Annotated in this window: 28 protein-coding genes and 1 tRNA gene; 11 read left to right on the top strand and 18 right to left on the bottom strand. The window is 34.3% G+C overall.

Going from position 1 to position 25219, the window contains the following annotated elements; translation table 11 throughout:
- Window positions 1-92 precede the first annotated feature (92 nt).
- Together AC6EIY_RS08555 and AC6EIY_RS08550 are read left to right on the top strand one after the other, a co-directional pair.
- Window positions 93-2081, top strand: coding sequence for an ABC transporter ATP-binding protein/permease (locus AC6EIY_RS08555; RefSeq protein WP_498506508.1), 1989 nt, complete (start codon window positions 93-95; stop codon window positions 2079-2081).
- 9 nt (window positions 2082-2090) lie between these two features.
- Entirely contained in the window at window positions 2091-2330 is a 240-nt protein-coding gene (locus AC6EIY_RS08550; protein WP_498506507.1) for a CAB/ELIP/HLIP family chlorophyll-binding protein, read from the top strand.
- Window positions 2331-2341: 11 nt separating this feature from the next.
- Here the strand turns inward: AC6EIY_RS08550 and AC6EIY_RS08545 are convergent, their stop codons facing one another.
- A complete protein-coding gene (locus AC6EIY_RS08545) occupies window positions 2342-3313 on the bottom strand; it encodes a Ycf66 family protein (RefSeq protein ID WP_498506506.1) in 972 nt (323 codons plus the stop codon).
- Window positions 3314-3397: 84 nt separating this feature from the next.
- Complete coding sequence (gene psbX, locus AC6EIY_RS08540; RefSeq protein ID WP_269609333.1) at window positions 3398-3568, bottom strand: photosystem II reaction center protein PsbX; 171 nt, start codon at window positions 3566-3568, stop codon at window positions 3398-3400.
- A gap of 87 nt (window positions 3569-3655) precedes the next feature.
- Here psbX and AC6EIY_RS08535 point away from each other — a divergent pair, with 87 nt between their 5' ends.
- Window positions 3656-3955: a YggT family protein gene (locus AC6EIY_RS08535; RefSeq protein ID WP_498506505.1), complete on the top strand. Its 300-nt coding sequence runs from the start codon at window positions 3656-3658 to the stop codon at window positions 3953-3955.
- A gap of 13 nt (window positions 3956-3968) precedes the next feature.
- On the opposite strand, the gene accC is transcribed toward AC6EIY_RS08535, so the two are convergent.
- On the bottom strand, window positions 3969-5312 hold the full coding sequence (accC, locus tag AC6EIY_RS08530) for an acetyl-CoA carboxylase biotin carboxylase subunit (RefSeq protein ID WP_498506504.1): 1344 nt from the start codon (window positions 5310-5312) through the stop codon (window positions 3969-3971).
- A 126-nt stretch (window positions 5313-5438) separates the two neighbouring features.
- Here accC and AC6EIY_RS08525 point away from each other — a divergent pair.
- A tRNA-Leu gene (locus tag AC6EIY_RS08525) sits at window positions 5439-5520 on the top strand.
- 26 nt (window positions 5521-5546) lie between these two features.
- Window positions 5547-6824 carry a glycosyltransferase family protein gene (locus AC6EIY_RS08520; protein WP_498506503.1) on the top strand — a complete coding sequence of 426 codons (1278 nt, stop codon included), beginning with the start codon at window positions 5547-5549 and terminating at the stop codon, window positions 6822-6824.
- Here the strand turns inward: AC6EIY_RS08520 and AC6EIY_RS08515 are convergent, their stop codons facing one another.
- From AC6EIY_RS08515 to AC6EIY_RS08500, 4 genes are all read right to left on the bottom strand, one after another.
- Window positions 6825-7868, bottom strand: a complete 1044-nt coding sequence (locus AC6EIY_RS08515) for a PRC-barrel domain-containing protein (RefSeq protein WP_498506502.1) — start codon at window positions 7866-7868, stop codon at window positions 6825-6827.
- Window positions 7869-7926: 58 nt separating this feature from the next.
- A complete protein-coding gene (gene smc / locus AC6EIY_RS08510) occupies window positions 7927-11532 on the bottom strand; it encodes a chromosome segregation protein SMC (protein ID WP_498506501.1) in 3606 nt (1201 codons plus the stop codon).
- A 76-nt stretch (window positions 11533-11608) separates the two neighbouring features.
- Window positions 11609-11998 carry a hypothetical protein gene (locus tag AC6EIY_RS08505; RefSeq protein ID WP_498506500.1) on the bottom strand — a complete coding sequence of 130 codons (390 nt, stop codon included), beginning with the start codon at window positions 11996-11998 and terminating at the stop codon, window positions 11609-11611.
- Window positions 11999-12090: 92 nt separating this feature from the next.
- Window positions 12091-12228, bottom strand: coding sequence for a hypothetical protein (locus AC6EIY_RS08500; protein ID WP_011294050.1), 138 nt, complete (start codon window positions 12226-12228; stop codon window positions 12091-12093).
- Between the two features lie 226 nt (window positions 12229-12454).
- Here AC6EIY_RS08500 and AC6EIY_RS08495 point away from each other — a divergent pair, with 226 nt between their 5' ends.
- Both AC6EIY_RS08495 and AC6EIY_RS08490 read left to right on the top strand, forming a co-directional pair.
- On the top strand, window positions 12455-12910 hold the full coding sequence (locus AC6EIY_RS08495) for an ElaB/YgaM/YqjD family protein (protein WP_498506499.1): 456 nt from the start codon (window positions 12455-12457) through the stop codon (window positions 12908-12910).
- On the top strand, window positions 12910-13296 hold the full coding sequence (locus tag AC6EIY_RS08490) for a phage holin family protein (protein WP_498506498.1): 387 nt from the start codon (window positions 12910-12912) through the stop codon (window positions 13294-13296). Before AC6EIY_RS08495 ends, AC6EIY_RS08490 begins: the two co-directional genes overlap by 1 nt.
- Window position 13297: 1 nt before the next feature.
- Here AC6EIY_RS08490 and AC6EIY_RS08485 read toward each other — a convergent pair whose 3' ends face one another.
- The 3 genes from AC6EIY_RS08485 to AC6EIY_RS08475 form a co-directional block, all read right to left on the bottom strand.
- A complete protein-coding gene (locus AC6EIY_RS08485) occupies window positions 13298-14422 on the bottom strand; it encodes a THUMP domain-containing class I SAM-dependent RNA methyltransferase (protein WP_498506497.1) in 1125 nt (374 codons plus the stop codon).
- A gap of 493 nt (window positions 14423-14915) precedes the next feature.
- Window positions 14916-15656 carry a GTP cyclohydrolase I gene (gene folE, locus AC6EIY_RS08480; RefSeq protein WP_498461943.1) on the bottom strand — a complete coding sequence of 247 codons (741 nt, stop codon included), beginning with the start codon at window positions 15654-15656 and terminating at the stop codon, window positions 14916-14918.
- A gap of 225 nt (window positions 15657-15881) precedes the next feature.
- A complete protein-coding gene (locus AC6EIY_RS08475; protein WP_498461942.1) occupies window positions 15882-16289 on the bottom strand; it encodes a cupin domain-containing protein in 408 nt (135 codons plus the stop codon).
- Between the two features lie 518 nt (window positions 16290-16807).
- Between AC6EIY_RS08475 and AC6EIY_RS08470 the strand changes: the two genes are divergently transcribed.
- Window positions 16808-16984, top strand: a complete 177-nt coding sequence (locus AC6EIY_RS08470; RefSeq protein ID WP_498506496.1) for a hypothetical protein — start codon at window positions 16808-16810, stop codon at window positions 16982-16984.
- 78 nt (window positions 16985-17062) lie between these two features.
- Here AC6EIY_RS08470 and AC6EIY_RS08465 read toward each other — a convergent pair whose 3' ends face one another.
- Both AC6EIY_RS08465 and AC6EIY_RS08460 read right to left on the bottom strand, forming a co-directional pair.
- Window positions 17063-17380, bottom strand: a complete 318-nt coding sequence (locus AC6EIY_RS08465) for a DUF3303 domain-containing protein (protein WP_498461940.1) — start codon at window positions 17378-17380, stop codon at window positions 17063-17065.
- Window positions 17381-17930: 550 nt separating this feature from the next.
- Window positions 17931-18995 (bottom strand): glycosyltransferase family 4 protein, encoded by a 1065-nt coding sequence (locus tag AC6EIY_RS08460; protein ID WP_498506495.1) that lies wholly within the window; start codon window positions 18993-18995, stop codon window positions 17931-17933.
- Between the two features lie 47 nt (window positions 18996-19042).
- Between AC6EIY_RS08460 and AC6EIY_RS08455 the strand changes: the two genes are divergently transcribed.
- A complete protein-coding gene (locus AC6EIY_RS08455) occupies window positions 19043-19555 on the top strand; it encodes a hypothetical protein (RefSeq protein ID WP_498506494.1) in 513 nt (170 codons plus the stop codon).
- Window positions 19556-19744: 189 nt separating this feature from the next.
- Entirely contained in the window at window positions 19745-21580 is a 1836-nt protein-coding gene (locus AC6EIY_RS08450; protein WP_498506493.1) for an ABC transporter ATP-binding protein, read from the top strand.
- 49 nt (window positions 21581-21629) lie between these two features.
- Here the strand turns inward: AC6EIY_RS08450 and AC6EIY_RS08445 are convergent, their stop codons facing one another.
- Together AC6EIY_RS08445 and AC6EIY_RS08440 are read right to left on the bottom strand one after the other, a co-directional pair.
- Entirely contained in the window at window positions 21630-21866 is a 237-nt protein-coding gene (locus tag AC6EIY_RS08445; protein WP_498506492.1) for a hypothetical protein, read from the bottom strand.
- Entirely contained in the window at window positions 21800-22471 is a 672-nt protein-coding gene (locus AC6EIY_RS08440) for a nucleotide-binding protein (RefSeq protein WP_498506491.1), read from the bottom strand. Before AC6EIY_RS08440 ends, AC6EIY_RS08445 begins: the two co-directional genes overlap by 67 nt.
- 251 nt (window positions 22472-22722) lie before the next feature.
- On the opposite strand from AC6EIY_RS08440, the gene AC6EIY_RS08435 reads away from it, so the two are divergent.
- Window positions 22723-22983 carry a helix-hairpin-helix domain-containing protein gene (locus AC6EIY_RS08435; protein ID WP_498506490.1) on the top strand — a complete coding sequence of 87 codons (261 nt, stop codon included), beginning with the start codon at window positions 22723-22725 and terminating at the stop codon, window positions 22981-22983.
- A 16-nt stretch (window positions 22984-22999) separates the two neighbouring features.
- Here the strand turns inward: AC6EIY_RS08435 and AC6EIY_RS08430 are convergent, their stop codons facing one another.
- The 4 genes from AC6EIY_RS08430 to AC6EIY_RS08415 all read right to left on the bottom strand — a co-directional run bounded on the left by AC6EIY_RS08430 (window position 23000) and on the right by AC6EIY_RS08415 (window position 25157).
- Window positions 23000-23665, bottom strand: coding sequence for an SDR family oxidoreductase (locus tag AC6EIY_RS08430; protein ID WP_498506489.1), 666 nt, complete (start codon window positions 23663-23665; stop codon window positions 23000-23002).
- Window positions 23666-23778: 113 nt separating this feature from the next.
- Window positions 23779-24195, bottom strand: coding sequence for a hypothetical protein (locus tag AC6EIY_RS08425; protein ID WP_498506488.1), 417 nt, complete (start codon window positions 24193-24195; stop codon window positions 23779-23781).
- Between the two features lie 106 nt (window positions 24196-24301).
- Window positions 24302-24847, bottom strand: coding sequence for a DUF4912 domain-containing protein (locus tag AC6EIY_RS08420; protein WP_498506487.1), 546 nt, complete (start codon window positions 24845-24847; stop codon window positions 24302-24304).
- A gap of 151 nt (window positions 24848-24998) precedes the next feature.
- Window positions 24999-25157 carry a hypothetical protein gene (locus AC6EIY_RS08415; RefSeq protein WP_498506486.1) on the bottom strand — a complete coding sequence of 53 codons (159 nt, stop codon included), beginning with the start codon at window positions 25155-25157 and terminating at the stop codon, window positions 24999-25001.
- Window positions 25158-25219: the final 62 nt, after the last annotated feature.

Below are 25219 nucleotides of genomic sequence, written 5' to 3'. Positions count from 1 at the left end.
TTCTCTTACAAAAATCTCAAGTTTAATTTGAGTAAATAAGCTAACCTAATTTCCGATCAAGTAATTATTGACTTTGAAATAATCAAATTAATATGACCTCATCAATTTCTAAAGCTCAAAAGGGACTACTTAGCCAACTTATCAAATTAAGAAAGCTAACTCAGCCATATTTTTTACCTTATACAAAGAACAATGGCTGGTTATTTGTCTATTTATTAATAGCTTTATTATTCTGTGTAGGCGGAACAGTTTTATTTTTACTAACAGGTTTAATGAGCCTGTTAAGCAATTTAGCTCCAGATATCACTAACCAATTTTTAGGAGGGGTACAAAATTCCTTAAAGATAATATGGGATGGTCCCTCAGGAATAATAATTTCAAGCTTTTTTGCCTTGGGTATTTTTTCGTTTATCACGGTTCGAGGTCAGTTAAGACAAAGGAGATGGCTCCCTTGGCTTTTGCTTGGAGTGATTATATTGATGTTACTTTCTGTCAATGGAATTAATGCTGGAATCACTTTTCTAGTTAGAGACATAACTAATGCACTAATTCAAAAAGACGAGAATGAAAGTTATAAAAATTTGTGGATTCTTGGAATTTGTTTTATTGCAGCACTTCCAATAAGAAGCTTCCAATTTTATTTTTCAGCAAAACTTCAGCTTTTATGGAGAGAGTGGTTATCGAAAAGCTTAATCACAGACTATTTAGATGATAGGACTTATTATATATTAAATCCTAACGATGAATCTGAAACAAATGTCGATAATCCGGATCAAAGAATCACAGAGGATGCAAGAGACTTTACAGCGCAAACAATTGACCTATCGTTAAATATTTTTGATTCTTTATTGGTATTTTCATTAAACATTTTTATTCTATTAAGTATAAGCAAAGAGCTTACACTTGCTTTAATTGTTTACGCCACAGTAGTTTCCTCTTTATTACTTTTTGCAAGTAGAAAACTGTTTAAATTAAATTATGATCAATTACGATTCGAAGCTGATTTTCGCTATGGTCTTGTCCATGTAAGAAACAACGCAGAATCAATTGCTTTTTATTCTGGTGAAAATCAAGAAGAAAAAGAAGTCAGTAGAAGGCTTAAGTCTGTAGTTGAAAACTTTAATCTTTTGATAATTTGGGAAGCATTATTAAGAGTGCTTCAACGCTCTGGAATTTATGGAAGTGTTTTTATTCCTTTCATTATTCTCTCAGGACCAATCCTTAGTGGTCAAATGGATTATGGAAGTTTTCAACAAGCAAATTTAAACTATAACCTTCTTGAGGGATCATTATTTTTTATTATTTACAAAATAGAGGCTTTAGCCAGATTTTCAGCTTCAATCGGCAGACTTGAAGGATTTCAATCAAACATGAATGAGATACGTGATAACAAATTCGATGATTTCAACGTAGAGATAAAGGTCAACGAGTCGATTATTCTTAAGAATGTAAGTATTAAAACTCCTGGAAAAAATAATTTTCTAATTAATGACTTAAATCTAAGTCTAGAGACAGGTCAAAGTTTGCTCGTAGTAGGTCCTTCTGGTTGCGGGAAAACGTCTTTACTTCGAGCCATTAGTGGACTTTGGGCCATACAATCTGGTGAGATAAACACACCTTCAAATGGTGATTTGCTTTTTATTCCACAAAAACCATATATGACTCTTGGTTCTTTGAGAGAACAGCTTTGTTACCCATTAGATAAAAATAGATTCAGTGATGACCATCTAAAGGCTGTTTTACAAGAAGTCAGATTACCTCAAATTATCCAAAGGTATCCTGATCTAGATATCAAACAAGATTGGCAAAGACTATTGTCTCTTGGAGAGCAACAAAGGCTTGCTTTCGCAAGACTTTTGCTGAATTCACCGAAATATGTTGTTTTAGACGAAGCGACAAGTGCATTGGATGTAAATACAGAAAAACATCTATATAAACTTCTCAACCAACGCGAGATGGCTTGCATTAGCGTTGGTCATAGGCCAACCTTGAAGAACTATCATGAAACTGTACTTGAAATCACTGAGAACAAAGGTTGGCGATTATTGCCTGCTGCAAGTTACCAATTTACTGAGAACTAGCTTATTTCTATGAACTCAAATACTGAAAAAATCCAAAATATTCAGTCCACTGAGCCAGAGCAAACTGATTCAGAAACTAAAGATCTTACAAATAGCGCAACCACAAATGATATTCCTGAATTTGGATGGAGTGGCTACGCAGAAAGAATTAATGGAAGATTTGCAATGGTTGGTTTAATGGCAGTGATAGTTGTAGAAGCAATTAGCAAGATATCTTTTTTAGAATGGGCAGGAATAATTAGTAAATGATAATTTTTTACTTAATCATCAAATCTTGAATTGTTATCTCTAGGTCTCGACTTTCTTGTGGATGATGAATATGAACCTTTTGAAGATGATCTTTTGTTAGCAGAAGGGTTAGCACCGGAATTTTGTTCCGCTCTTCTACTAGCTCTTTTTACACCCTTATCAACACTAGAAAAAGCCGCGTCCTCAATATTTTTATTAGTTTTTGGAGACCTGCTAGATCTGTAGGAAGGTCTTTTTAAATCATCAGTGTTTGTCGATAATGAAGATCGTTGGGAGGTGTTAGATATATCATTTCTTCTACGACTTGAAGTTTCTCCACTGGCAGACGGACGAGTTCCTCTTCTGCTCTCTTGACGGCTAATTCGCCTTTCTCCAAAATTTGAAGATCTTGCTGAAGATGATTCTGGATTGTTAAACCTTTCCATTCTCCTATCTCTCTCTTCTCCTCGAGAATTAATTCTTGAAGAATCGATATCTCTTGGCCTTCTACTTACAGCTTGCTCAGGGATGGCAGCCCTAGAAGGACGTCTTCCATAACGTTCATCGTCTGCATATTCTTCTTGATACCCATCCCTACCTGAAAATCTTCTATTGATAGGTTCAGATTCCTCAAATCGATCATAATTCCTGTCAGAGCCTGCATCAGACAAACCTCCCCTAGAAGATCTTGGCAACTCAAGTTCATCATCAAAATATGAAGATCTGCGTGCTTGATCGGTTGAAATCCCTCTTAGTCGAACACTCTCATACGCAAAGAAGACAGTAGTCCCCGCAAGCAAAAATTGTCCAAACTGAAGAATAGGATCTAAACGCCATCCTTGAAAAAAAAGTATTCCGCCACAGAGCAAACCTATAGCGGCAAAAAATACATCGTAATCTCTTGCCAATGCTGGCTTAAAAGATCTGAGAAAATATAAGCCAGCTCCGCATACAGCAAGAACTATGCCAACAATGCTGGCCCAATTTAGACTGGCATTGACCAAGTTTGCCCTCTTAAATAAAGATTTTCAGGTTGAAAACAACCCTTATTTCTATCAGTCTATGGCATAAACAGGTGATTGCTAGGGCTATCTACTCAATGCATCTTTTTGGCTAACCCAAATCAATGCAGCTGCTGCAGGTGCAACTATCAAGGCACCAGCCGCAAGAAAACTGCCTATCATCCCTACAGCAGAACTTGTTGCAGCTTGACTGGAAGCTCCAGCACTAAGGAACAAATTTAATAAATGAAAAGCCATTTCAGCTAATTCTTATGCAAGACCGAGTAATCTTACGCAATAAAAGATGATTTATGCCATCTATTCAATAATGCTTTGAGCTTTGTGATGCCTCTGTTAATTAAAAGTCTTCCAACCCTGCATTTTTTAATGGGTTTTTTCATAGGTTTGCTAACCCTTGCATTCCTTCTCAGAATTATTTTGACTTGGTATCCAAAAATAGATTTAAGAAGTGGTTTGTGGCCAATTATCTTCTTACCAACTGAACCTATACTGATAGCTACTAGAAAGATTGTTGCTCCTATAGGAGGGGTAGATGTTACTCCAATTATTTGGGTGGGTCTCTTAAGTCTGTTTCGTGAATTAATTCTTGGCCAACAAGGTTTACTAACACAAATTATATATTGATCCTTCAAGCTATTTATAACATTTCTTGTTCAACAAACTTTGTATGAACATCCCCTTTTACAAATTCTTTTCTCTTAAGTAATTTTAAATGAAAATCAATAGTAGTTGTAATTCCTGTTACTGCACATTCGTTTAAAGCTCTTTCCATTCGTTTAAGTGCAGCTTCTCTATCTCGTCCCCAAACTATTAATTTTCCAATTAAAGAATCATAAAAAGGAGGTATATCGTAACCCGTATACACATGACTATCTACTCTTACACCTGGACCACCAGGTGGCAACCAGCCAGTGATTTTGCCAGGAGAGGGTCTGAAATTATGACTAGGATCTTCGGCATTAATTCGGCATTCAATTGCATGACCATCTAGCTTAATATCTGACTGACTAAATTGTAATTTTTCTCCTCCTGCAATACGTAATTGTTCTGCTATTAGATCCATACCAGTAACTAATTCCGTTACGGGATGCTCCACTTGTATTCTAGTGTTCATCTCCATAAAGTAAAAGTTACCTTGGCGATCTAGCAGGAATTCCACTGTCCCAGCACCTTCATAATTAATACTTTTTGCAGCTGCAACGGCTGCTTCTCCCATCTTTATTCTTAAGTGATCATCTAAAGCTGGACTTGGTGATTCCTCTAACAATTTCTGATGCCGTCTTTGAATCGAGCAATCTCTCTCTCCAAGGTGAACAACGTTACCAAAACGATCAGCAAGAATCTGTACCTCAACATGTCTTGGGAGATCAATAAATTTCTCCATATACAAACCTGGATTTCCAAATGCAGCTTCTGCTTCCCCTTGTGCAGCTTTAAAAAGATTCTCCAATTCATCTGAATGTCCTACTAAACGCATGCCTCTTCCACCCCCTCCTGCAGTTGCTTTTATCATTACTGGATATCCCATTTCAGAGGCAAGCTTGGATGCAGCTGAAACACTATCTAGTAAACCTTCACTTCCAGGTACGGTAGGAACTCCCACCTTTTGCATGGTCGATTTAGCCGTTGACTTATCTCCCATAGAACGAATTGCATGGGGAGATGGACCAACAAAAATAAGCCCGTGATCCCCACAAATCTCTGCAAATCGATCATTCTCGGCTAGAAAACCATACCCTGGGTGAATAGCATCTACACCTCTTGAGGTCGCTGCAGCTAATATATTCGGGATATTTAGATAACTCTTACTGCTAGGCGAATCTCCAACGCATACCGCCTCATCAGCTAATTGAACATGTAAAGCATTTTTATCAACCGTACTGTAAACAGCAACCGTTGCTATCCCCATCTCACGACAACTCCGGAGAATTCTTAAAGCTATTTCGCCACGATTAGCTATTAGCAATTTGCCTATGGGCATTCAAAATTATTGGGTCCTCAGCCGGATCGTATCAGTATTGGTACCCAAGATTAAAACCAATTAGGTAGAAGCTTAATAGGTTTAGCATTATGATCATGGTTACTTAGTGCTTAACTGAGTTAACTTGCGGATGTGGCGGAATTGGTATACGCGCATGTCTAAGGAACATGTGGCTTCGGCCTTGCGAGTTCAAGTCTCGCCATCCGCATTCTTAAAGCTGATGCTCATCTCTAAATGAGTAATAATTCTTTAGCAATTATTTTCATCTCAAATGGACCAGGCGAACTATCTACATGGGTTAAACCAATAGCCCAAGAACTTCATAAGCAAATAGCCTTAAGACCAAAAGCAAATAATTCTCCGATATCTTTAAATTTGGTATTAGTTCCATGCCCAAATGCTACTGGCTATGAAGCTGCTGTTGCAAAAGATTGGTTTCTATTTGAAAAGATAATAAAGGCAAATAATTTCTTAAAGCTTCTTATAAAACCTAAAAAATTTGGTTCATGGCCTTCCCAAGGGTTAGTAATTTTTTTAGGAGGAGATCAATTTTGGAGCGTTCTACTATCAGCAAGATTGAAATATTTGAATATGACATATGCAGAGTGGATTGTCAGATGGCCTTTTTGGAATAATCGTATCCTCGCAATGTCAGAAAAGATTGTTGAAAAACTACCTAAACAAATTCAAAAGCGTTGCTCTGTAATAGGAGACCTCACAGCTGACTTAAATGAAAGTGCAAAAATTGATAACCCCCTCCCTGCTGGCAAGTGGATTGCACTCATGCCAGGTTCAAAAAGCGCAAAATTAAAAATTGGAATACCTTTTTTTCTTGATGTGGCAGATAAAATATCCGAGTCAATGCCAGATTGTAAGTTTTTAATACCTATCGCTCCTACCACAAACTTAGATGAAATTAATTACTTTGGTAGTAGCAAAAATCCAATTTCTAAACAATATACATCTGGTATTAAATCAATTAATAAAGCCAATGATAAAGAAGAAAGAGGAATATTAATTACCACTAATTCTACAGTCATTTTTATACAAGAAAAGCATCCAGCATATAGTGATCTTAGCCAATGTGACATTGCCCTAACAACAGTAGGCGCAAATACTGCCGAGCTAGGATCATTAAATATTCCGATGATAGTCGTTGTACCTACGCAGCATATTTTAGTGATGGACGCATGGGATGGTTTCCTAGGCTTAATAGCTAGATTGCCAATTTTAAAATGGTTCATTGGATTGCTAATTAGCCTAATAAAACTAAAAAATAGAGGTTTCCTAGCTTGGCCAAATATTTCTGCAGAAAGGATGATTGTCCCTGAAAGAATAGGCAATATAACACCATCACAAATAGCTAAAGAAACTATTGATTGGCTAAATTCTCCTTCAAGGCTGTCTGGGCAAAAACAAGATCTACAAGCACTCAGAGGGAATAAAGGGGCAACAAAAAAATTTTGTCAGCAAATTATTAATCTTTTAGAAGAAAAGAAACTTTTAAAATAATTACCATGGATCTTCAATATCTAAAAGTTCTTTATCCTTAGGTTTAGAATCTCGAGATTCTTTGATAGATAATTTATCTAAGGGTTCTACATCTATAGGTTCTTGTTCTCTGATAATTTTTGATCTATTTTTAATTTTTGAAGAGGCTATATTAGCCTGAAAATTATCAGTCTTATTGTTTAATTGTGATTGATTATAGCCAACATCATCTGCATCAATTTCGGAGTAAATTGATGATTGATTTGATTCATCAAGATATCTTAGTTCTTGATCATATTGTTGTTCTTCTGAATCTTTTAATTCTACATATTCCATCTCTTCTTCTTCAAAGATTTCCTCTTGGGATTGTTCTAGAAGGGGTTGATCATAATTTTCACTATCGCCAGAGGTTAATTGATTTTCAACTGGGACAAGATTAACTCTATACCTATCTCTTTCGCTTTCTTCCCATCCAGAATTGCCTACACCAAGCTTTTCAAGAAAACCACTATTTAATTGTTTTAATTTCTCTTCAGCTCCCTCATAAACAATTATTCGATCTGGGCCACTACTAACTATTTCATCTACAGGCATTTCCCAAGTACTTAAAACCCCCTCGCCTAATAAAGGAACACCTAATGCTCCCATAACTAGTGTAAGTAATTCTCCTGTTTCAATATCAAAAGAAAATCCAAGTACTCTTCCTAACTGATCTCCTGATTCAGTAATTACCTGACAATTAATAACTTTATTAAATTTTTCGGGAACAAAGTTTTCACTTAACGAGTCTATTGTGTCTACCAAAATCACATCCCCTACTTGACGGATCTGATCAAGAGGAAGCCATCTAGGCAAACCAGGTAAAAAACGTGTTAAAGGATTATCTCGGAGTCCTAAAGCAACAACCTCTCTACGATCAATATCCACAACCACTTCTCCCACTAGGCCTAGCCTACGTCCAGTATCACGAGTAATAACCTGAGTCCCCATCAACTCAGAACGAAGCCATAATCTGTCACTTGGAACAGCTGATGGTGATCCTTGTTGGGCTTGAGTGTTGGTCAACTCAAATATGCAGTAATGAGATTGGTAAAACCATTTTGGACCATCTTAGTAAATTCAATCAAGCTGCGATTGGCAACCCAACAACTTGAGTATGATTTCCCCTCGCTTGCGTAACTCCAATAGTCCTCATTGAGGCTCCAATCATAGGTCTTCTATGACTTACGACAAGAAATTGTGCATGCTCAGCTTGCTTGGAGATTAAAGCGGCTAACCTTTCAACATTGACTCCATCCAAAAAACTATCTACTTCGTCGAGAGCATAAAAAGGAGAAGGTCTAAAACGTTGCAAGGCAAAAAGAAAACTCAAAGCAGTTAATGACTTTTCTCCACCTGACATAGCCGCAAGCCGTCTTACAGGTTTACCTTTTGGATGAGCAACCAAAGTCAAACCACCTTCCAAGGGTTGATCAAGATTCTCCAGTTGCAAATGTCCATCACCTTCAGAGAGACTTGAAAAAATGTCACGAAAATGAATATCAACTGCCTGAAAAGCCTCCATAAAGGCCTCCTGACGCAAGGTTGAAACAGTCTCTATTCTGAGCAATAACTCTGACCTTTCATCGGTGAGCACTTGAAGTCTGTTTTCAAGTTCATTAAGCCTCTCATCTAATTTAGCCAATTCTTCCAGTGCAAGCATATTCACAGGTTCCAATTCTTCCATCCTTTTCTGCAAAGCGTTCAAGTGAGACAGTAAAGCCTCTAGACCATTATCTCTAATTTCATCTGAGATCATGGGCATTGGGTTTGGAAGCTTTTTCTCTAATTCATTACATCGAATGGTTTCCATACGCATTTCTTCCTTCAAGTTTTTTTGATCTTCCCTTAAACGTTGAAGACTCCATTGCATTTCTTGTAGATTCAATCTTTTTTTAGCTACATCAGCTTCTACACAATCTCTTTCTTTTCGTTGTTCACCAAAGCGAATTTCTAAATCTTTTTGTTGATTGATCAAATCTTGCCGATTAGTATTGAGTAATTTGCTTTGCTCACGCCATGCGGTATGAGCAGAAGCAAGATTATCTATGGCATCCTTTAAACGTTTTTCTTCGCTGATTAAAGAAGCATCTTGATCATTTAATCGATCAATGGCAAGCTTGTTTTGGGATTGCTTGTTTGAAATTTCATCTCTTTTATTTCTAAAATTAAGAAGATTTTTATCAGCATCTTCTAGATCATTTTGTAATTTAGACCAAACAGATGCGTCACTTGATTTATCTATTGTTTTCTCTTCCTTCTCAATTTCTGATAAAACTAACTCTAAGGGTTTAATACTCGAATTGATTGACTCTAATTGAAATAGCTTTTCTTTTTTAGATTTTTGCAGATCATCAATCCTTTTTGAGCGATTACTTTGGCGTTCTAATAAAGGCGAATTTGATCTTTTAGAAGTTTCTCTTTCAGCATCGAGTGCTGCTTTCTTTTGTTCTAATGTACTTAGCTGAGTCCTTAGATTATCTAGCTTATGGATGAGTTGACTTTCGTTTTTTTGACAATTTACTAAGGTCTCGCCAATTTCTAATAATCTAATCTTCAATACATCACAATCATCGCTATCTTTTACTCTTCCAAAACTAAAACCCAAAGCTCTATTATTTAAACTCCCACCAGTCATTGCTCCACTCTTTTCTAACAATTCACCTTCTAAAGTGACAGCTCTTTTTATACCAATTTGATCACGTGCTGATGACAAGTCACTAAAAACAATTGTCTCACCAAATACATACAAAAAAACATCTTTATATATTGAATCAAATTGAACCAAGTCAATAGCCTTAGAAATTAAGCCAGTATTTTTATTGAAACTAGGTTGAACAGATCTCTGAAATACATCGGACCTGTTTTGAGAGTTTTTTAAAATCTTATTAAGAGGTAAAAAAGTTAATCTTCCAGCTCTTTTTCGTTTTAAAAGATCAATTGATTTTGCAGCAATCTGATCATTATCAACAACAACTTGCGCAAGTCGTGCTCCAGCAGCGACCTCTAGAGCAGTTCGATAACGATCTTCAACTTCGCCTAAATTAGCAACAGGTCCATGTATACCTTCTATCCCAGATTTTAATAATAAAGTTATTGCATTTGTCCCTCGGCTTTCGGATATAATTTCTTTCCTACTTTCTAAACGGGCAATATTATTTTGAAGCTTTACTTGTTCCTTCTCTAATCTATATTTGGTGCGCTCTTGTATGCCTTTCTCAGAAACCAATTCTTGAAACTCTTCTTTCTTCATTGATATTGAACTCAAAACATTATCCCATTCCTTATTCAGCTTATTAATTTCTATATGTACTTTATCATTGGAGGATTGATCAGCTTTCTGATCAGTTTGTAATTCTTTTAAAATAACATTTAATTGCAATAAACTTTCTTCAATATTTTGTTTCTCTAGTCTTTTAGGATCTAATTCCAATCGGATTTTTTGAAGTTCATCTCTGGCTTTCTGATGTTTTTCTATCAAAGCACCAGAACGACCTGCTACATCTGAAAGCTTCCTTCTAGAAGATTCAACCCAAGCCTCAGCTTCTTTACATCTTAAGTCAGCTTCCTCTAAATCTTTAGGATTAATCTCATTCAACTTAATTTGTAAATCAGTTTGATAATCTTTCTTTCTCTGGACAAGATTATTCCTAGATTCCTGTAATTTTTGTCCTTCATTTTTATGAGCAAGACCTTGTCTTTCTAGCTCTCTATGTTGAGATTCAATTCCTGCTAGTTTACCTTGAACTTCGAGCAATTGATCTTCACCAAGTTCTTTGACATTTTTTTGTAAAATATCTAATTTTTCTATAGATTTAATTAAATCATTTTCATTGTTAAGTAACTTTTCTGAATCTATTTTTTCTTTTTTAATTAATTCCTGATGATCAATATCTAATTTTTCCAATCCCTTTTTTGCATTTTCATACGATAAAACTAACTCTTGCTTTTTGCCAATTAATAATTGATTTTTCAGATCTTTATATAAACTTGCTTTCTCACAATCTTTTTGCAAACGCTGCTTAGAAAGAATTAGTTCCTGTTCAACGATACGACAACGCTCTTGCCTTTCATAAACATCATCCAACTTTGTACGAGTTTGATCAATACGAGTATCAAATAGTGCTACACCAGCAAGTTCGTCTATAAGCCCTCTGCGATCTTTATTACTCATAGAAACAATTCGAGTAACATCTCCCTGCATAACCACATTGCTCCCTTCAGGATCAATCCTTAGACGCCTCAATTGGGTTTGTAATTGCTGTAAGTTACAACTCAGACCATCTGCGCTATAGGTGGAAGCATATGATCCTCCTGGCATAACCTTTAATTTTCTTGATACTGTCCATTCTTTTTGATTAGGCTTAATCCAAGGCCCTTCCTCAGTAGGCTCTATACCTTCTTCGGCATCATCTGGCTGCCAATCAGTTAAATCAAATTTAACAGTTACTTTGGTTTCAGAGGATTTTCCAGCTTTCAACACGCCACTATTAACTAAGTCGGGTAATCTGTCAGCTCTCATGCCTCGGCTATTTGCAAGGCCTAAACAAAATAAAACTCCATCTAGAATATTGCTTTTACCTGAACCATTTGGACCTGTTACAACTGTAAAGCCCTCTTCAAGTGGAATCGACATCGATCCACCAAAGGACTTGAAATGAGACAAATCTACGTGGTTGATATGGACCAATAGAATGCATCCACTATAGGAATGACGTTAGCGAAATATGAGAAAAACTCAAGCCCTTCTGATTGACAAGAAATAATTAATATCTTTTGCTGAAAATTTTGAAACCATTTTCATCTATTACCAAATTAGATTCAATCTTTTCCCACTCTAGCGATAAATTTATGAAACTATTCTCAACAGATGGTAGAGATTCCAAAATAATTCCTTTTTTAATTCTAGTTGCAAATCCCCGATTACCAGACACAACCTTTTCTTCAATATCTAGCCAATAAAGATTATGAGGAGCGATATATACGGAAGATACATAAGGTCCATCCAATAATGGAATTTTATTCAAGCGCCAAGTTCTACAAAAATCTTTATCTTCTACAAGAAAATCAAAGTGAATACCAGCTTCATCATCGGGTGCACCAATATGTCTTAATAAAACCCACCTAAAAAATTTTTTATTACCAAAAGTATTCAAATTTTAAAATAATTCAAAGCTAACAAATAATTTCCCACAAAAACATATCAGGAGGAAATCTCCAAAATACAAATTGCAGAACGATAAACCTTTTAGCTTTTTGCCTCAGGTACAAATCTTAGAGCAATTAAAAGAAGGCTTCCTGCACCAGCTATTGCGGCTAAGACTAGGCCAAAGTCAGTAGGTATTGTATTAGAAGCAAAAACCATTGATGAAATTCCGACGCCCATGGGATATTGAGTAGATATGCATGACGTTTAGCACTATACGTATTCGAATAGCAATATTTGTAAGCAAAGACGACGAAAAATTCTCATGAAATTATGGAGTTCAAACATATAAAACCTAAAAAAAAAAGATTCTTGTAAAGGAACTTTCTAAATTGAACCGATTAAGGGGTTTCGATTAGGGCAATATCTCTCTATTCTTTAATAAACCTTTAGGTTTATGGAATCAGTGAATTCCTCGTCTTCTGCAACGTCAAATTCAGTCGAGGCTGAACAAGCTATTTCTGAAAAGTCTCCAGAGCAATGGTTCAATGAACAATTTGATAATTTATTGCCAAAAATTCAAGAGCGATGGCCGGATTTAGCCAAACAAACATTAGAAGCAACTAAAGGAAGTCTCGAAGATTTAATAAATGTCATATCCATTCATACAGGGAAAAACAGTTTTGGAGTACAAGAACAACTGGAAGAAATTTTTCATTCTGCGACTGACACAACTAGAGGGCTAGCAGAGTCTTTGGAACCTCTCGAAAAACAGCTTGAAAACCTTCTAGATGAATTAAACAGTACGCTAAGACCACGAATTGAGAAACCAGTAAGAAAAAGGCCCCTCTTGGCCATAGGAATTGCTGCTGGAATTGGAGTTTTATTTGGCATACTGCTTGGTGGAGGCAGAAGAAATTAATGACCAACTCAGAACGCAAAAAAGGGATAGGAGCTGCAGCAAGAGTTACTGCATTAGCAAGTTCGGTAATGGACCTTCATGTTCGCATTGCGCTGCAAGAAATGGACAGGGAAAAACGCCGACTTATAAGTGGGTTGATTTTCCTGGCTAGTGGAGGGGTGCTGATGTTATTTGCCTTACTTGGTTCTGAATTATTTCTTGGATATTGGCTCAGAGACTTACTTGAAATAGACAACAAATCAACAATTTTAATTTTAGTGCTTATAAATCTTGTGTTGGCGGGGATGAGTCTCAGAATTGGAGGATATCTAGCAAAAGGTCCTTACCTGCCAGAAACATGGGAAGGAATTGCAAAAACCACAAAAGCTGTTTTAGGAAAAAATTAAACTAATTAATTTTATAATTCAACCACCTGCAATCGATAGAACCATTATTTACTTGAAAACGTTGACATGCTTTCATCCCCAAATGTTTACTTAGGTGTGGATTCCCATTAAGTAACCAAAGATCCCAGCCAGAGGCTTTTTGTTTGCAATATTGACCTAGTTGTTGATAAAGCTTAGCTAGTTCATTTTCATTTCCTATTCTTTTCCCATAGGGAGGATTACAAATTAAAAGTCCTAGCCCAGGGGGTAATTGAAATTCTTGAAAAGGGCAGTTGATAATTTCTATATAATTTTCCAAGCCAGCTTTTCTTACGTTATCAGTAGCGGAAATGTAAATCATTTCATCAACTTCGCAGCCAATTATTTTAGGTAATTTCTTATTTAAGGGTTTCATCTTCTGTGCCATTTTTAATTCTTTATCCCATATAGAGATATCAAAATCCGGCCAATTCTTAAATAAAAACTGTCTATACAACCCAGTTGGGATTCCAAGCAACATGCTTACCGCTTCAATCAAAAATGTTCCAGAACCACATAATGGATCTACCAAATTAATAGTTCCATCCCATTCAGTCATTCGAATTAAACCAGCAGCTAATGTTTCCTTTATTGGAGCCATTCCAACAGCTGGTCTATAACCTCTTTTGTGAAGACTCGAATTACATCCATCAACACTCAAAAAGGCTTGATCATTTGACAAGTGCAAATGAAAACAAATATCTGGATTATTTAAATCGATGCTTGAACGCGAACCCCATCGTTCTCTTTGTAAATCAATAATTGCATTTTTTACTTGCAAAGCAGTGAAATGAGTATGTGATAATCCTGCTCCAAATCCAGTGACATCTACTCGAAAACTCTGCTGAGGGTGAAGCCAAGTTTCCCAATCAATTGACCTTTGAACACCGCTATAAAGTTCATGCGGGCCATTGCAAGGAAATCTAAAAATCTCTCTTAGAAATCTAAAAGACAATCGAGATCGCAAATGTATTCTGTATAAACAAGCCATATCAGCTTCGAATGATATATGCCTTCTTGAAGCTTTAACTGATTTAGCTCCAAGTTCTATCAACTCTTTTGCACCCTCTTTTTCAAGACCTTGAGAAATAGATGCAACAATTTTCATTGCTTTTAAATTATTTAGAAAGTACACAAAAGTTCTTTGAACACTAATCGATTAATTCCAAAAGATCTGCCAGAATGTAAGTGTCTATTTTCCAATGGACTAGGTGATTCACACCAGTATCTCGGACAGCGGTTCGATTCCGCTCAGCTCCATCAATGGGGCTGCAATGGCTTCGACGGGGTATCAGGCGAATGACTGAAGCCTGCTCGGTCAGAGCAAAACCATAACTGCTAACAACATCGTTAGTTTCTCCCGTCAAACAGCCCCAGTTGCTGCTTGATCTTTTAGGAGATGGGGTTAGTTCAGCCTTATTACCCAATTGATCCACGAGGCCTGCGAGGGCCTCACTCTCATTCCAGCAGAACAAGTCTCATAATTAGCTGCTTCTAGAAATATCAAAGTTATGACAAATCTTATGACAAATAGTCATAAAGGACTGAGCGAAGTCAGCCTAAGTGAAAGCAAAGTATGGACAATAAGAAATTGAATTCAACTATCTAGACAAGGCTGTTTCCTGTTGTCTGACGAGTTCAAAAAATTCTTGTTTTAAGCTTGGATCGTGCCTGAAATCACCTCTTACAACCGAATTAACCATGCTGCAATGTGATTCTTTGACACCTCTTAATTTCATACAATAGTGATCTGCTTTAACTATGATTCCTAATCCTTGTGGCTCGCATAGTCGTTCTATCTCATCAGCAAGAATCATCACAGCTTCTTCTTGAATATGTGGCCTAGAAAAAACCCAATCTGCAACTCGAGAAAACTTGGATAAACCAATCACTCTTTTCCCAGGTTTAATTCCAATCCAACAATTTCCAATAATTGGTACAAAATGGTGAGAACAGGCAGACCTAATAGTCATAGGTCCGACAGTGTATATCTCATCTAAATTTTTTACATTTGGGAAACTTGTAACTTTTGGTTGTTTATGATATCTGCCCTTAAAGACTTCATTGATATACATCCGAGCGACCCTTTCTGCCGTCTCTAATGTGTTGTGATCATTATCAATATCAATAATTAAACTTTTTAATAAATCTCTTATTCTATCAGCAACTTCAGCTTCTAAATCCTCTATCTCACCTGGTTCAATATGATCAGCGATATTGTCATTAGCGAAAAAAGAAACGTTTTTCTTCAAAAGGCGAGAACGAATAACTTCTGAAGTTAAATGCTGAGAAAGCGGATTAAAATTATCGTCAATTTCTTCAATTTTTGTAGTAGAAGTCATAAACCCTTATTGAGGAATCAATAAACAATCAACCAGCTAATGACACTAACATATTGAGACCACAAAGCGAGACACAAAGGTTGCTTAAAAGTGTATTCATCTATTGATCCCTATAGATTAGAAAGTGCTCTATTCAAGTAGGCGCAATGTTTTTGAAGCCATTAAAAAGGACTGACCTAGATCAGCCCTTCGGCTTCCGATCCCAATCGGCTGCAAACAAACTAATTAACCTTCAACATTAGTGAGAGTAGGAACTCCCTCAGCGGCTGCCACAACAACCCACATAACTGATGGTACTTTTCCATTATTAGCCATGGTATGAGGAGGAGTATCAGCAGATAAAACGAAAGAATCTCCCTCCATGAAAGTTTTACTCTTACCTTTCTTAGTCTTTAGTGTTAATTGACCTTCATCGATATAACCAGTTAATGGTGCCTCATGAAAATGAAGAGGGACAACGCCACCTGGTTGAACATCAACTTTATAAAGCCTCATTTCACCTTTACCTACAGGGTATGTGAAAGATTCTCCGTAAATTGGTTTTGTGCTTGTGAAAAGTTCTTGTACATCAACAGGAGGCTTCTCATCAACTGCCATAGCAATCGGCGAATAGCTCATCAAGGCGAAAGCCATACAGGCTAAAAGGCTGAAGATCTTTTGAAGCATTAATTTTTAATTGAATGAATCTTGATTGTATCCACTGCGAAAAATTTGAGAAGTCTAAATTAATACAAATGGGCTAGGCGATAAATAGATCCAGAAAATGATTTTATAGCTTGTAATTAGCCTAGATAAATCTTTTAAAAGTACAAACTTAGCCCCAAGAAACACACATGCATGACAGCTAAAAGTGCCACTTCTTAATTCCTCCTGTAAGAGCTAAAGATTTATTTCTATAAAGCCTTCATTACCAAACTAGAAAAGAAATAATTAGAAACAAAACAATAGAATATCTTCATAACTACATAACAAATAAAAAATTAAAATGATAATTTTATCTATAAAAATAGCTGTAATTATACTTCTATTAGTTATTAAGTAATTTTTTTATTTAATAGATTTCATATATCTTTATTCCTTACAATAATTTTTAATAAGCAATTAGATTGATAATAAATATACTGATAATATCTTATAAAATAATTGAATCCATGCATTTCCCTTTTTTTGCTTTAGCTTCATCCGATTGGGGCATTGCCAGATTTACAACCGACTCTTTTGCTTTAATCGCATTAGCAATATTGGTTACACTTCCTATCCGATTACTCAGGGCCAAAGCCGGCTTCAAAAGTATGTGGGCAACAGGAAACGCACTTTCTAAAAAATAAATCAATTTTTTATTAAATTTATTATCTATTTATAAATTAGAATTAAGCATTATCTAGCTATAGATTTGTTGGAGACATTTAAGACATTTTTGCGAATAAGTCCTTGTGATAGTCAACAACATTTTGACAGCTTATCACCGGAGTAATTTCCATATCTATACCAAACTGAGCTCTCCATGGGGCAAAATGTTGAAACAGTTCCTTATCACCATTTGCATTGCAGAGAATCACAACACGACCCTCTCCAGGAGCATGAACACGAAAAAGCATTTCAAATCCATCAAATTTATCTTGCTTAGACATCTCTCCATTTTCCCAAAATTCTACAAACTGTTTATAAGCAGCAATTTGATTGTCAATATCAGTGAACTGACAATCAACTAAATAGAGTTGCATTAGGCTTAAAGCAAAAACCAACTTTAGCTGGAATCAAAAAATAAATTGTTGATATATCGATCAATAAACAAATGATGTTATAAAAAGAAGATAAAAGCTACAGAAATTCCTAGGAACTGATTTTTATATCCAAAAAAAATTACGCTCCGTCTTTCATAGATTAATCAAATTATCAAGGAGAATTGAAAAATCCGTTCGAAAATAAAAATAAACACATAAGAATAAGGGGGCCTACTCCAAATACAAAGAGAACAATTTTTGCAGTTCTTGGTGTTGTCTTTTTTTCTTCAATTGCTTGAGTTATTTTAGAAGTTAATTTTTTTTTTGATTTTCGACTAGGCATTTCTAAAATATTCTTATAAAAATCATAATAGCAGTAATAAATTAAGATTGATGGACCATCAGGAAAAGGAATTACAATCAATAGCGTAATAATTTTTTAAATCTAAATAATAATGAAATCAAATCACAAAATTCTTTCGATATTTGATGATTTCAATATTTTCTTTTACCCCACTTACATTGCTAAATAAAAACTTCAAAAAATAGGTTAATCAATTTCTTGAATAATCTTTTCAATTGTTCTGGCAGTATCAAACCAATTAAAAGATTCAGCTCTTGCCGGGCCCTCTTGAAGAGCCTGTTCGAAACATTTTCTATCATCTATAACTGCCTTCATAGCTAAAGAAATTGATTGAATATTGAATGGATTCACTAAATAACCATAATCTCCAAGAATCTCAGGTAAAGCGCCTCTATCAGATGCAATAACTGGTGTTCCACAAGCCATTGCCTCAAGAGCTGGAAGGCCAAATCCTTCCCAAAGACTCACAATAATGAGTGCATGACATTCGTTTAATAACGATAATTTTTCATCTTCATCAATCCAACCTTTCCAAATACACAAATGTTTTAGATTATATTTATCAATTAATTTTATAAGACTTGGTGTATATCTCTTATCAAAAGGTCCTACAAAAACAAGCTTATAATCGTTTACTTTTGCATTTGCAAATGCCTGGATAAGCCTCCGCAAATTTTTATGTGGATTATGCCTACCAATAATAAGAAAAAATTTTTTTCGTTGTTTTTTTATTGGATAAAACTTTTCATTATCAAATCCTAATTTGATTGGGAATAATTTATGCATAGGCACATTATAATATTTATTTAAATCATGAGCAGTAGAAATAGAATTACATAAAATTATCTTTGATTGTTTTAAAATCAAAGGAATATAAATTAAATGGTATAAAGTTAAAAATGATATCGTAGGGTACCTAATTGGTATTAAATCATGAGCCAAAACGACAGATTTAATATTAGTAAATAATGGCGCTTCCAATAATGGCGATAAAAAATATTCAGCATTTAATTTATTCATTAATTTTGGAACAGCATTTTGAAGCCAATACAATCTTCTAAAATGGCTTTTGATACCTGAACCTGGAGATAAGTTATTAGGTATATAAATATCACCTTTGATACCGATATCTTTTGGAATAAGTGTAGTGATTTTTTGAGGTGAAAAAGAATTTAGTAAATCCTTAGAAACGACCCCAATACCTGTATTTTTCTTGGTAATGTAGCTCCCATTAAAAACTATAGAAGTCATGGTTATAATATACGCATTGAAATCTATCTTAGATAATAGTCATTCAAATGTTTAGAGCAAACTTTTTTTCTAAATTTTTTAAATATAATCAAAATAGTAGTTGTGAAATTGTACAATATAATTCAAATGAGAATTTTTCCCTACAAGATCAAATCAATACTAATATTGTAGAGATAGATAAAAAAATATCAGACAGTAGCAAAGCCCTTATGGAGGCACAAATTGTAAAATTGAGATCCACATTCTCAAGATCGAATAATTTTATAGAGCAGATTGGAAAGAATGTTTACAAAGCAAAATTAGATGACTCAATCAACTGGTATCAAAAAGAACTAAGAGAACTATATCTTAGACGCAAAGAGCTGAAAATCAATCTAGAAAAAACTCAAGGTATATTTTGGTGGAATAGAATCAAAAGATTTCTGAGAATGTTACTAATAGGATTTTTCATCTCTTTAAGTCTAATTATCTTGTTGTCTGGTTTTATGATTATGATTTATTTATTACCACTTATTCTATTAATCTTCTTAGTTATTTTTATAGCTAATAAAAGATATTAATCTAGTTTTGAATATCAATTATATTGGAAAAATTTTTAAATTAAAAAAATTCAACCATCTCTAAAAAATACTTTCTCAAAATTTTCTTTGTAAACTTCAAAGCTTTACCCTGAAAAACTGAAAACCAAACACCCAAAGAACTGGCTGAATCGCGATAAATAATTTCTCAAAAGTAAGTAATTTTATTAAATGGTTGGTACAAGCAAAACATATCGTCTTTTGATGCGCCTGCTTAGGGCACTGCCGGTTAGAAGAAGAAGGTCTCTATTAAAATTAATTCCTGTAGCAGCCTTTACTGGCTTAACAGATGTAATTGTAGTTGGACTTGTTTCTAGATTATTTACTGTTTTTATAGGCCAACCCAATCAACCACCCTTACCATTTCAAACTTTTATACCTGAAGACCCGAAAACAAAAGTCATCAGTTTAGTGGTTATATACATAGGAATGAATTGGCTGGCATCATTTTCTAAATTATTTCTTAAAGCAGCCCAAGAAAGACTGAGAGTAGCAGTTTGGAGAGACTTATCAGAATTAGCACAGAAAAAATTACTATCTCAACCATATGAATTTTTCTTGGACAAGAAAAAATCTGATTTATCATCAAAAGTTCTAATAAATATATCTAGAGTCTCAGAATTTCTAGTAAGGCCAATCCTTCAAATTTCAAGTGGTTTATGTGTGATTGCGTTTATATGTGTTGCTGTTCTTCTCATAGCAAAGTCGATAGCTCTTTATTTAATTATTAGTCTCTTGATTTTTTACATCTTTATTTCGTTATTTGTAACACCTTTTATAAGGTATTCTTCTCGACAAAGAATCAAATTAGAGAAAGAAACAAACAATATTCTAACAGAGTCAATGAGTACAATTATAGATGTACATCTCACTGGCTCAGAATCATATTTTGAAAAGAGATATAAATTAGCAAGTAAAAACTCTTTCCCTTTTATTTGGAAAGCTGAAGTTTTACCGGAATTTCCTAGATCATTAATAGAGCCATTTGGTATTACATTAATTTTTGCAATTGGTCTTGTCCCTTACATAAATGGGCAAAACACTTCAATACTTATTGAGATAGTTCCATTTTTAGCAACAATTGCAGTAGCTGCTTTAAAACTAACTCCTCCATTACAAGATTCCTTTAGAGCATTAACTTCTATGCGGGCATCAATCCCTGATTTAGAAGAAATACTGAAATTAATAGAACTTCCATCGAGTCGACTAACGAAAAGATCAATAGGAGTTCCCACAAAAAAAGGGATTGAACCCAGAAACAACATCAAGCTTGAAAATCTGAGTTACAGATATCCCAACAGCAAGGAATACACACTAAAAAATATAAATCTTACTATCCCCATTGGGTCAAGAATAGCTTTTGTTGGAGAAACTGGAAGTGGAAAAACCACCACAGCCAACCAACTGCTATGTCTTCTTAGACCAACAGATGGACAACTGTTATTAGATGGGCTTACAGTTAACGATGCTGAAGTTCCAGCTTGGCAGGATTGCTGCTCTTACGTTCCACAATCAATTACTTTGTTAAATAGCAATATTATTGAAAATATCGCATATGGATTAGATAAAGAATTAATAGATCTTAAAAGAGTCTGGGATGCACTAAAGGCAGCTCAATTAGCAGAATTAGTGTCAGATATGCCAATGGGTTTAAATACATCAATTGGTGACAATGGCATCAGACTATCTGGAGGACAAAGACAAAGATTAGCCATAGCAAGAGCTTTTTATAGGCAATCAAAATTATTAGTTTTAGATGAGGCAACTAGCGCTTTAGACAACAGAACGGAAGCAGAAGTAATGGATGCAATTGAAATTATCGGTAGACGATGCACAATAGTAACAATTGCTCACAGATTATCTACAATTGAAAGATCAGATTGTATTTATGAATTTAAAGATGGAAGAATAAATGCCTTCGGAGATTATCATCATCTACTAAAAAAATCTAAAACTTTTTATGAAATGGTAGAAATAGCGAAAAAAAAACACAGTTCTAATATATAAATTACATATATTCAAAAATGTCGAAAAATATATGGGAAGAAATCAAAATTTAAAAAAGTAGTTTAAAATCTATAAATCCTTTAATTGAAAGATACAGCATTAAACCTGTTCCAATTATTGATCCAGATAATCCTCCAACGAACCCAAAAAATAAAGTACTCAAATTTTTCCCATCGGTTGTAGGTGATTGAGTAGAGATAGGTGGTTTTTCAACTACTTTTAAGCGCTCAACAGCTGGTCTTCGACTGGTTTGTTGATGTCTGACAAGTGCTTCGAAATCTGGCATTGAATTTGTTTAGCAATGGAGCAATAGGCCGACCAACCCGACATTCGCCTGGGATCGGATCGACCTTTATCATCTACTGCATCAATTACGGCGGCCCCCTGATTTTCTGCTTTATCAAAAGCTGATAACAAAGGAATCTCACCTTCTAGGACCGTTAAATCAAATTTTTTTAAAGCCTCTCTGGCTTCATTCGCAATTCGCTTTTGGCGACAATCGACCTTAACTAGCAAAACTGCATGAGGAATATTTAACTGTTTTAATAAAGTTGCTAATTCGACGGTTAATTCAACCGATCTAGCTTTTGGGGCAGTAGGCAAAAGAACAAGATCAGACCCAGCTGCTAAATGTTTTAGCTCTTCTTCATCAGTACTCGCTTGACCATCAGTTATCACAATTTCTGAGAATCTCGTAGCTTTAGCAGCTGCTTCTACAGGGACTATGTTGAATTTAAGATTACCTCTTGATCCATAAGCAAGAGCCGATCGATTTCTATCAGCATCAACTAGACAAACGTTTTTCCCTTGAGAATTCCAAACACTTGCCAAATGAATTGAGGTACAAGTTTTAGCTACTCCACCTTTTTGGCCACATATAGTTATGAACAAAGGCAAGAAACCTATATCTAAAAATAATTTGCAGGATTTAATTACAAAGTCAAGTAGCCACTTAAAGACCAATCAAGCAATGCTAATAATACATGACTAAAGGTATAAGAATTACAAATATATATTTTGCATTTTGTATTTTTTTATACTTTTTTCTACCATAATTCACAGATTAGTCATCAAAAGAAAATATTTATCCTTGCAAGAAGTTTTTTCTAATGCATATTTAATAATATTTATTAGACACGTAAATGTTCGTTGAAAAGATCTTATTAAATACAAAAAGAAAACTTTCTAAGATTTTCAATAAACACGAAAAAAAATTGTCGGATAGATTCGAAAATATAACTTCTATTCCAGGGATAGGAACCAAAAACTGCAATAATTTCTATAAAGCTGGTTACACGACGCCAGAATCAATTGTTTCAGCCTCTGATGAGGAACTGTTAAATATACCTGGCGTTGGCATTAGCTTTATTGAAAACTTAAGAAAAACATTAGGTAATACATAATTATAAGAAAATTCTTTTACCAAGGTAAAATCTCACCATTGGAATGCCAAAAAGACCCAGTATTATCAAGTGTAAGTTCATCAATTCTTTGAATCAGTCCTTTGACGGATTGTTCAGGCTGAATGCCATTTGAAGTAAAGCCTGTCATTCGAGTACTTACTAAACCTGGATGTAAAATTGCTACCGAAATACCTTTGGGCTTTAAATCAACAGCTAAAGATTTACCAGCCATACATAAAGCAACTTTAGACATCCTATATCCATAAGAACCACCAGAACTATTATCTTCTATTGAACCCATACGACTACTTATTAAAGCTATTTTTGCAGAATCACTTAGACGACTTAGCATAGTTTGTACACAACAAAGAGGACTTAAAGCATTGACCTCAAATTGATGAACAATACTTTGAGGATCTAAATTTTCAAGAGAATTAAATTCTGCAATTCCAGCATTTTGAATCAAAACGTCAATTTTAGTGTCATTTAAATTCTCTCTGAGCTTAATAACGGAATCTCCAGAGGTGATATCAATATTCGTTTCAACTCTTACTGACAAGGCATTTAATTCTGAAGATGCCGATCTACAAGTAGCAATTATATCTTCTCCTCTAGCTTTCAATTGACGAACAAGTTCTAAACCAATACCTCTATTGGCACCTGTAATTAGATAAGTAGACAAAATTAGTTTTAATCTTTCACAAGATTAAAACAAAAAATAAAAAAAAACGAAAATCATTAAAATTTCAACAAAAAAGCATATAAAAAAATTGTTGATAATTTAAAAAAGCATGCTCAATAATTTTGATCTTCATAAATAGAATCGCATAGAGTTTCTGAAGATCCTGAAAGAATATTTGGACCATATAAAAAAACAAATCTTGTTTGACTTCGTAAATCTCCTGACAGACGAATACAGCAAAAACCTTTTTTTATTACAAGTAATCGCCAAAACTCATTCCAATCTATACATTGATCAAAAATTTCATGTATGTATAAAGTCTTATCTGAAGAATTGATTTCAAATCTTAATTGGTCTCTGAGAAAAAAATATTTTGCTAATCTTTCATTTTTAGAAATGATCAAGCCAAGATAATTGGTATTATTTAAATCGTAATCTAAAGTTTCTAGATAATTAACAATCTGAGCAATATCAATATTACTGAAAGCATGACATTTTAAAGTTTTTAACAGTGGCGAGTCCCCTGACATTATTCAAAGATTATACTTATTTTATATTTTAAATCTAGAAATTGAAAAAGGTAAAATAAATTAAATATTTAATAAAAAAATTTGTCTTCATCAATAATTTTTTTTATTAAAAATCTTCTTTTTCATTAGAAATATTCTCAGAGCCACCAATTCTTGAGTTTAATGCAAGTTGATAAGTCTTTTCATGAAGACTTTGATCGGCATTCTCAACTATGATTTCAGGATCAAACCAATTGTCATTGTCGAAAGATTTGGTTATTTTTCTTATCCTGTATCCCAAATTAAGATAATTTTGTGAAAGCTTTCGCCATTCACCATTTTTCTTACGATAGCCAAACTCAAAATAATACTTACCTTTATTTATAGGGATAGGGAATGAAATAGAGGATTGAAATTTGCTTACCTGAATCTCTTTCATAATACAAGTTGAATTATCTTTATTGCTATTATTACTAATATCAAATAATCTAATTGCATAAAAACAACTTTTACTAAACTCAATCCTAAAATTATCAACCGGACTAATCTCCCAACAACATTTGACATAACCATTGCCAAGATTATTAACGGTTAAATTACTAAAGCTATTAGTTACTTTATTTAGAGTATACCAAAAATATTCTTTTAAGTTTAAATTTAGAGGAATTTTCATTTTTTTTGAAAAAAATTATTTAATATTATAATTAATTTTGTTTTTTTTACCATAAAATTTTATTATAAAAGATTTTTATTCAATACCTAATAAGATAGCCGACATATAAACAGATATAGTAAAAAATTTGATGAGCACAAAGTATATTGAATTATGCTGCTTGGGTCTCCTGATTTTCATTAAGAATTGACTCTACAAAATCAACAGTAGCTCTTCTGGATGAAATATTACTTGTCTTCCAGTGATTAATTAAAGTTTGCAACTCGAGTATCCTTTGTTCTGCAACTTCAATTTTTTCTTTATTATACATTGAAATAAAAAATTTACTTTTATACTTCACCCTACCTTTTATAAAATATATATCAAGAGATA

The organism is Prochlorococcus sp. MIT2304 (genome assembly GCF_059772405.1).
This window is presented reverse-complemented; position numbering and strand designations above follow the sequence as displayed.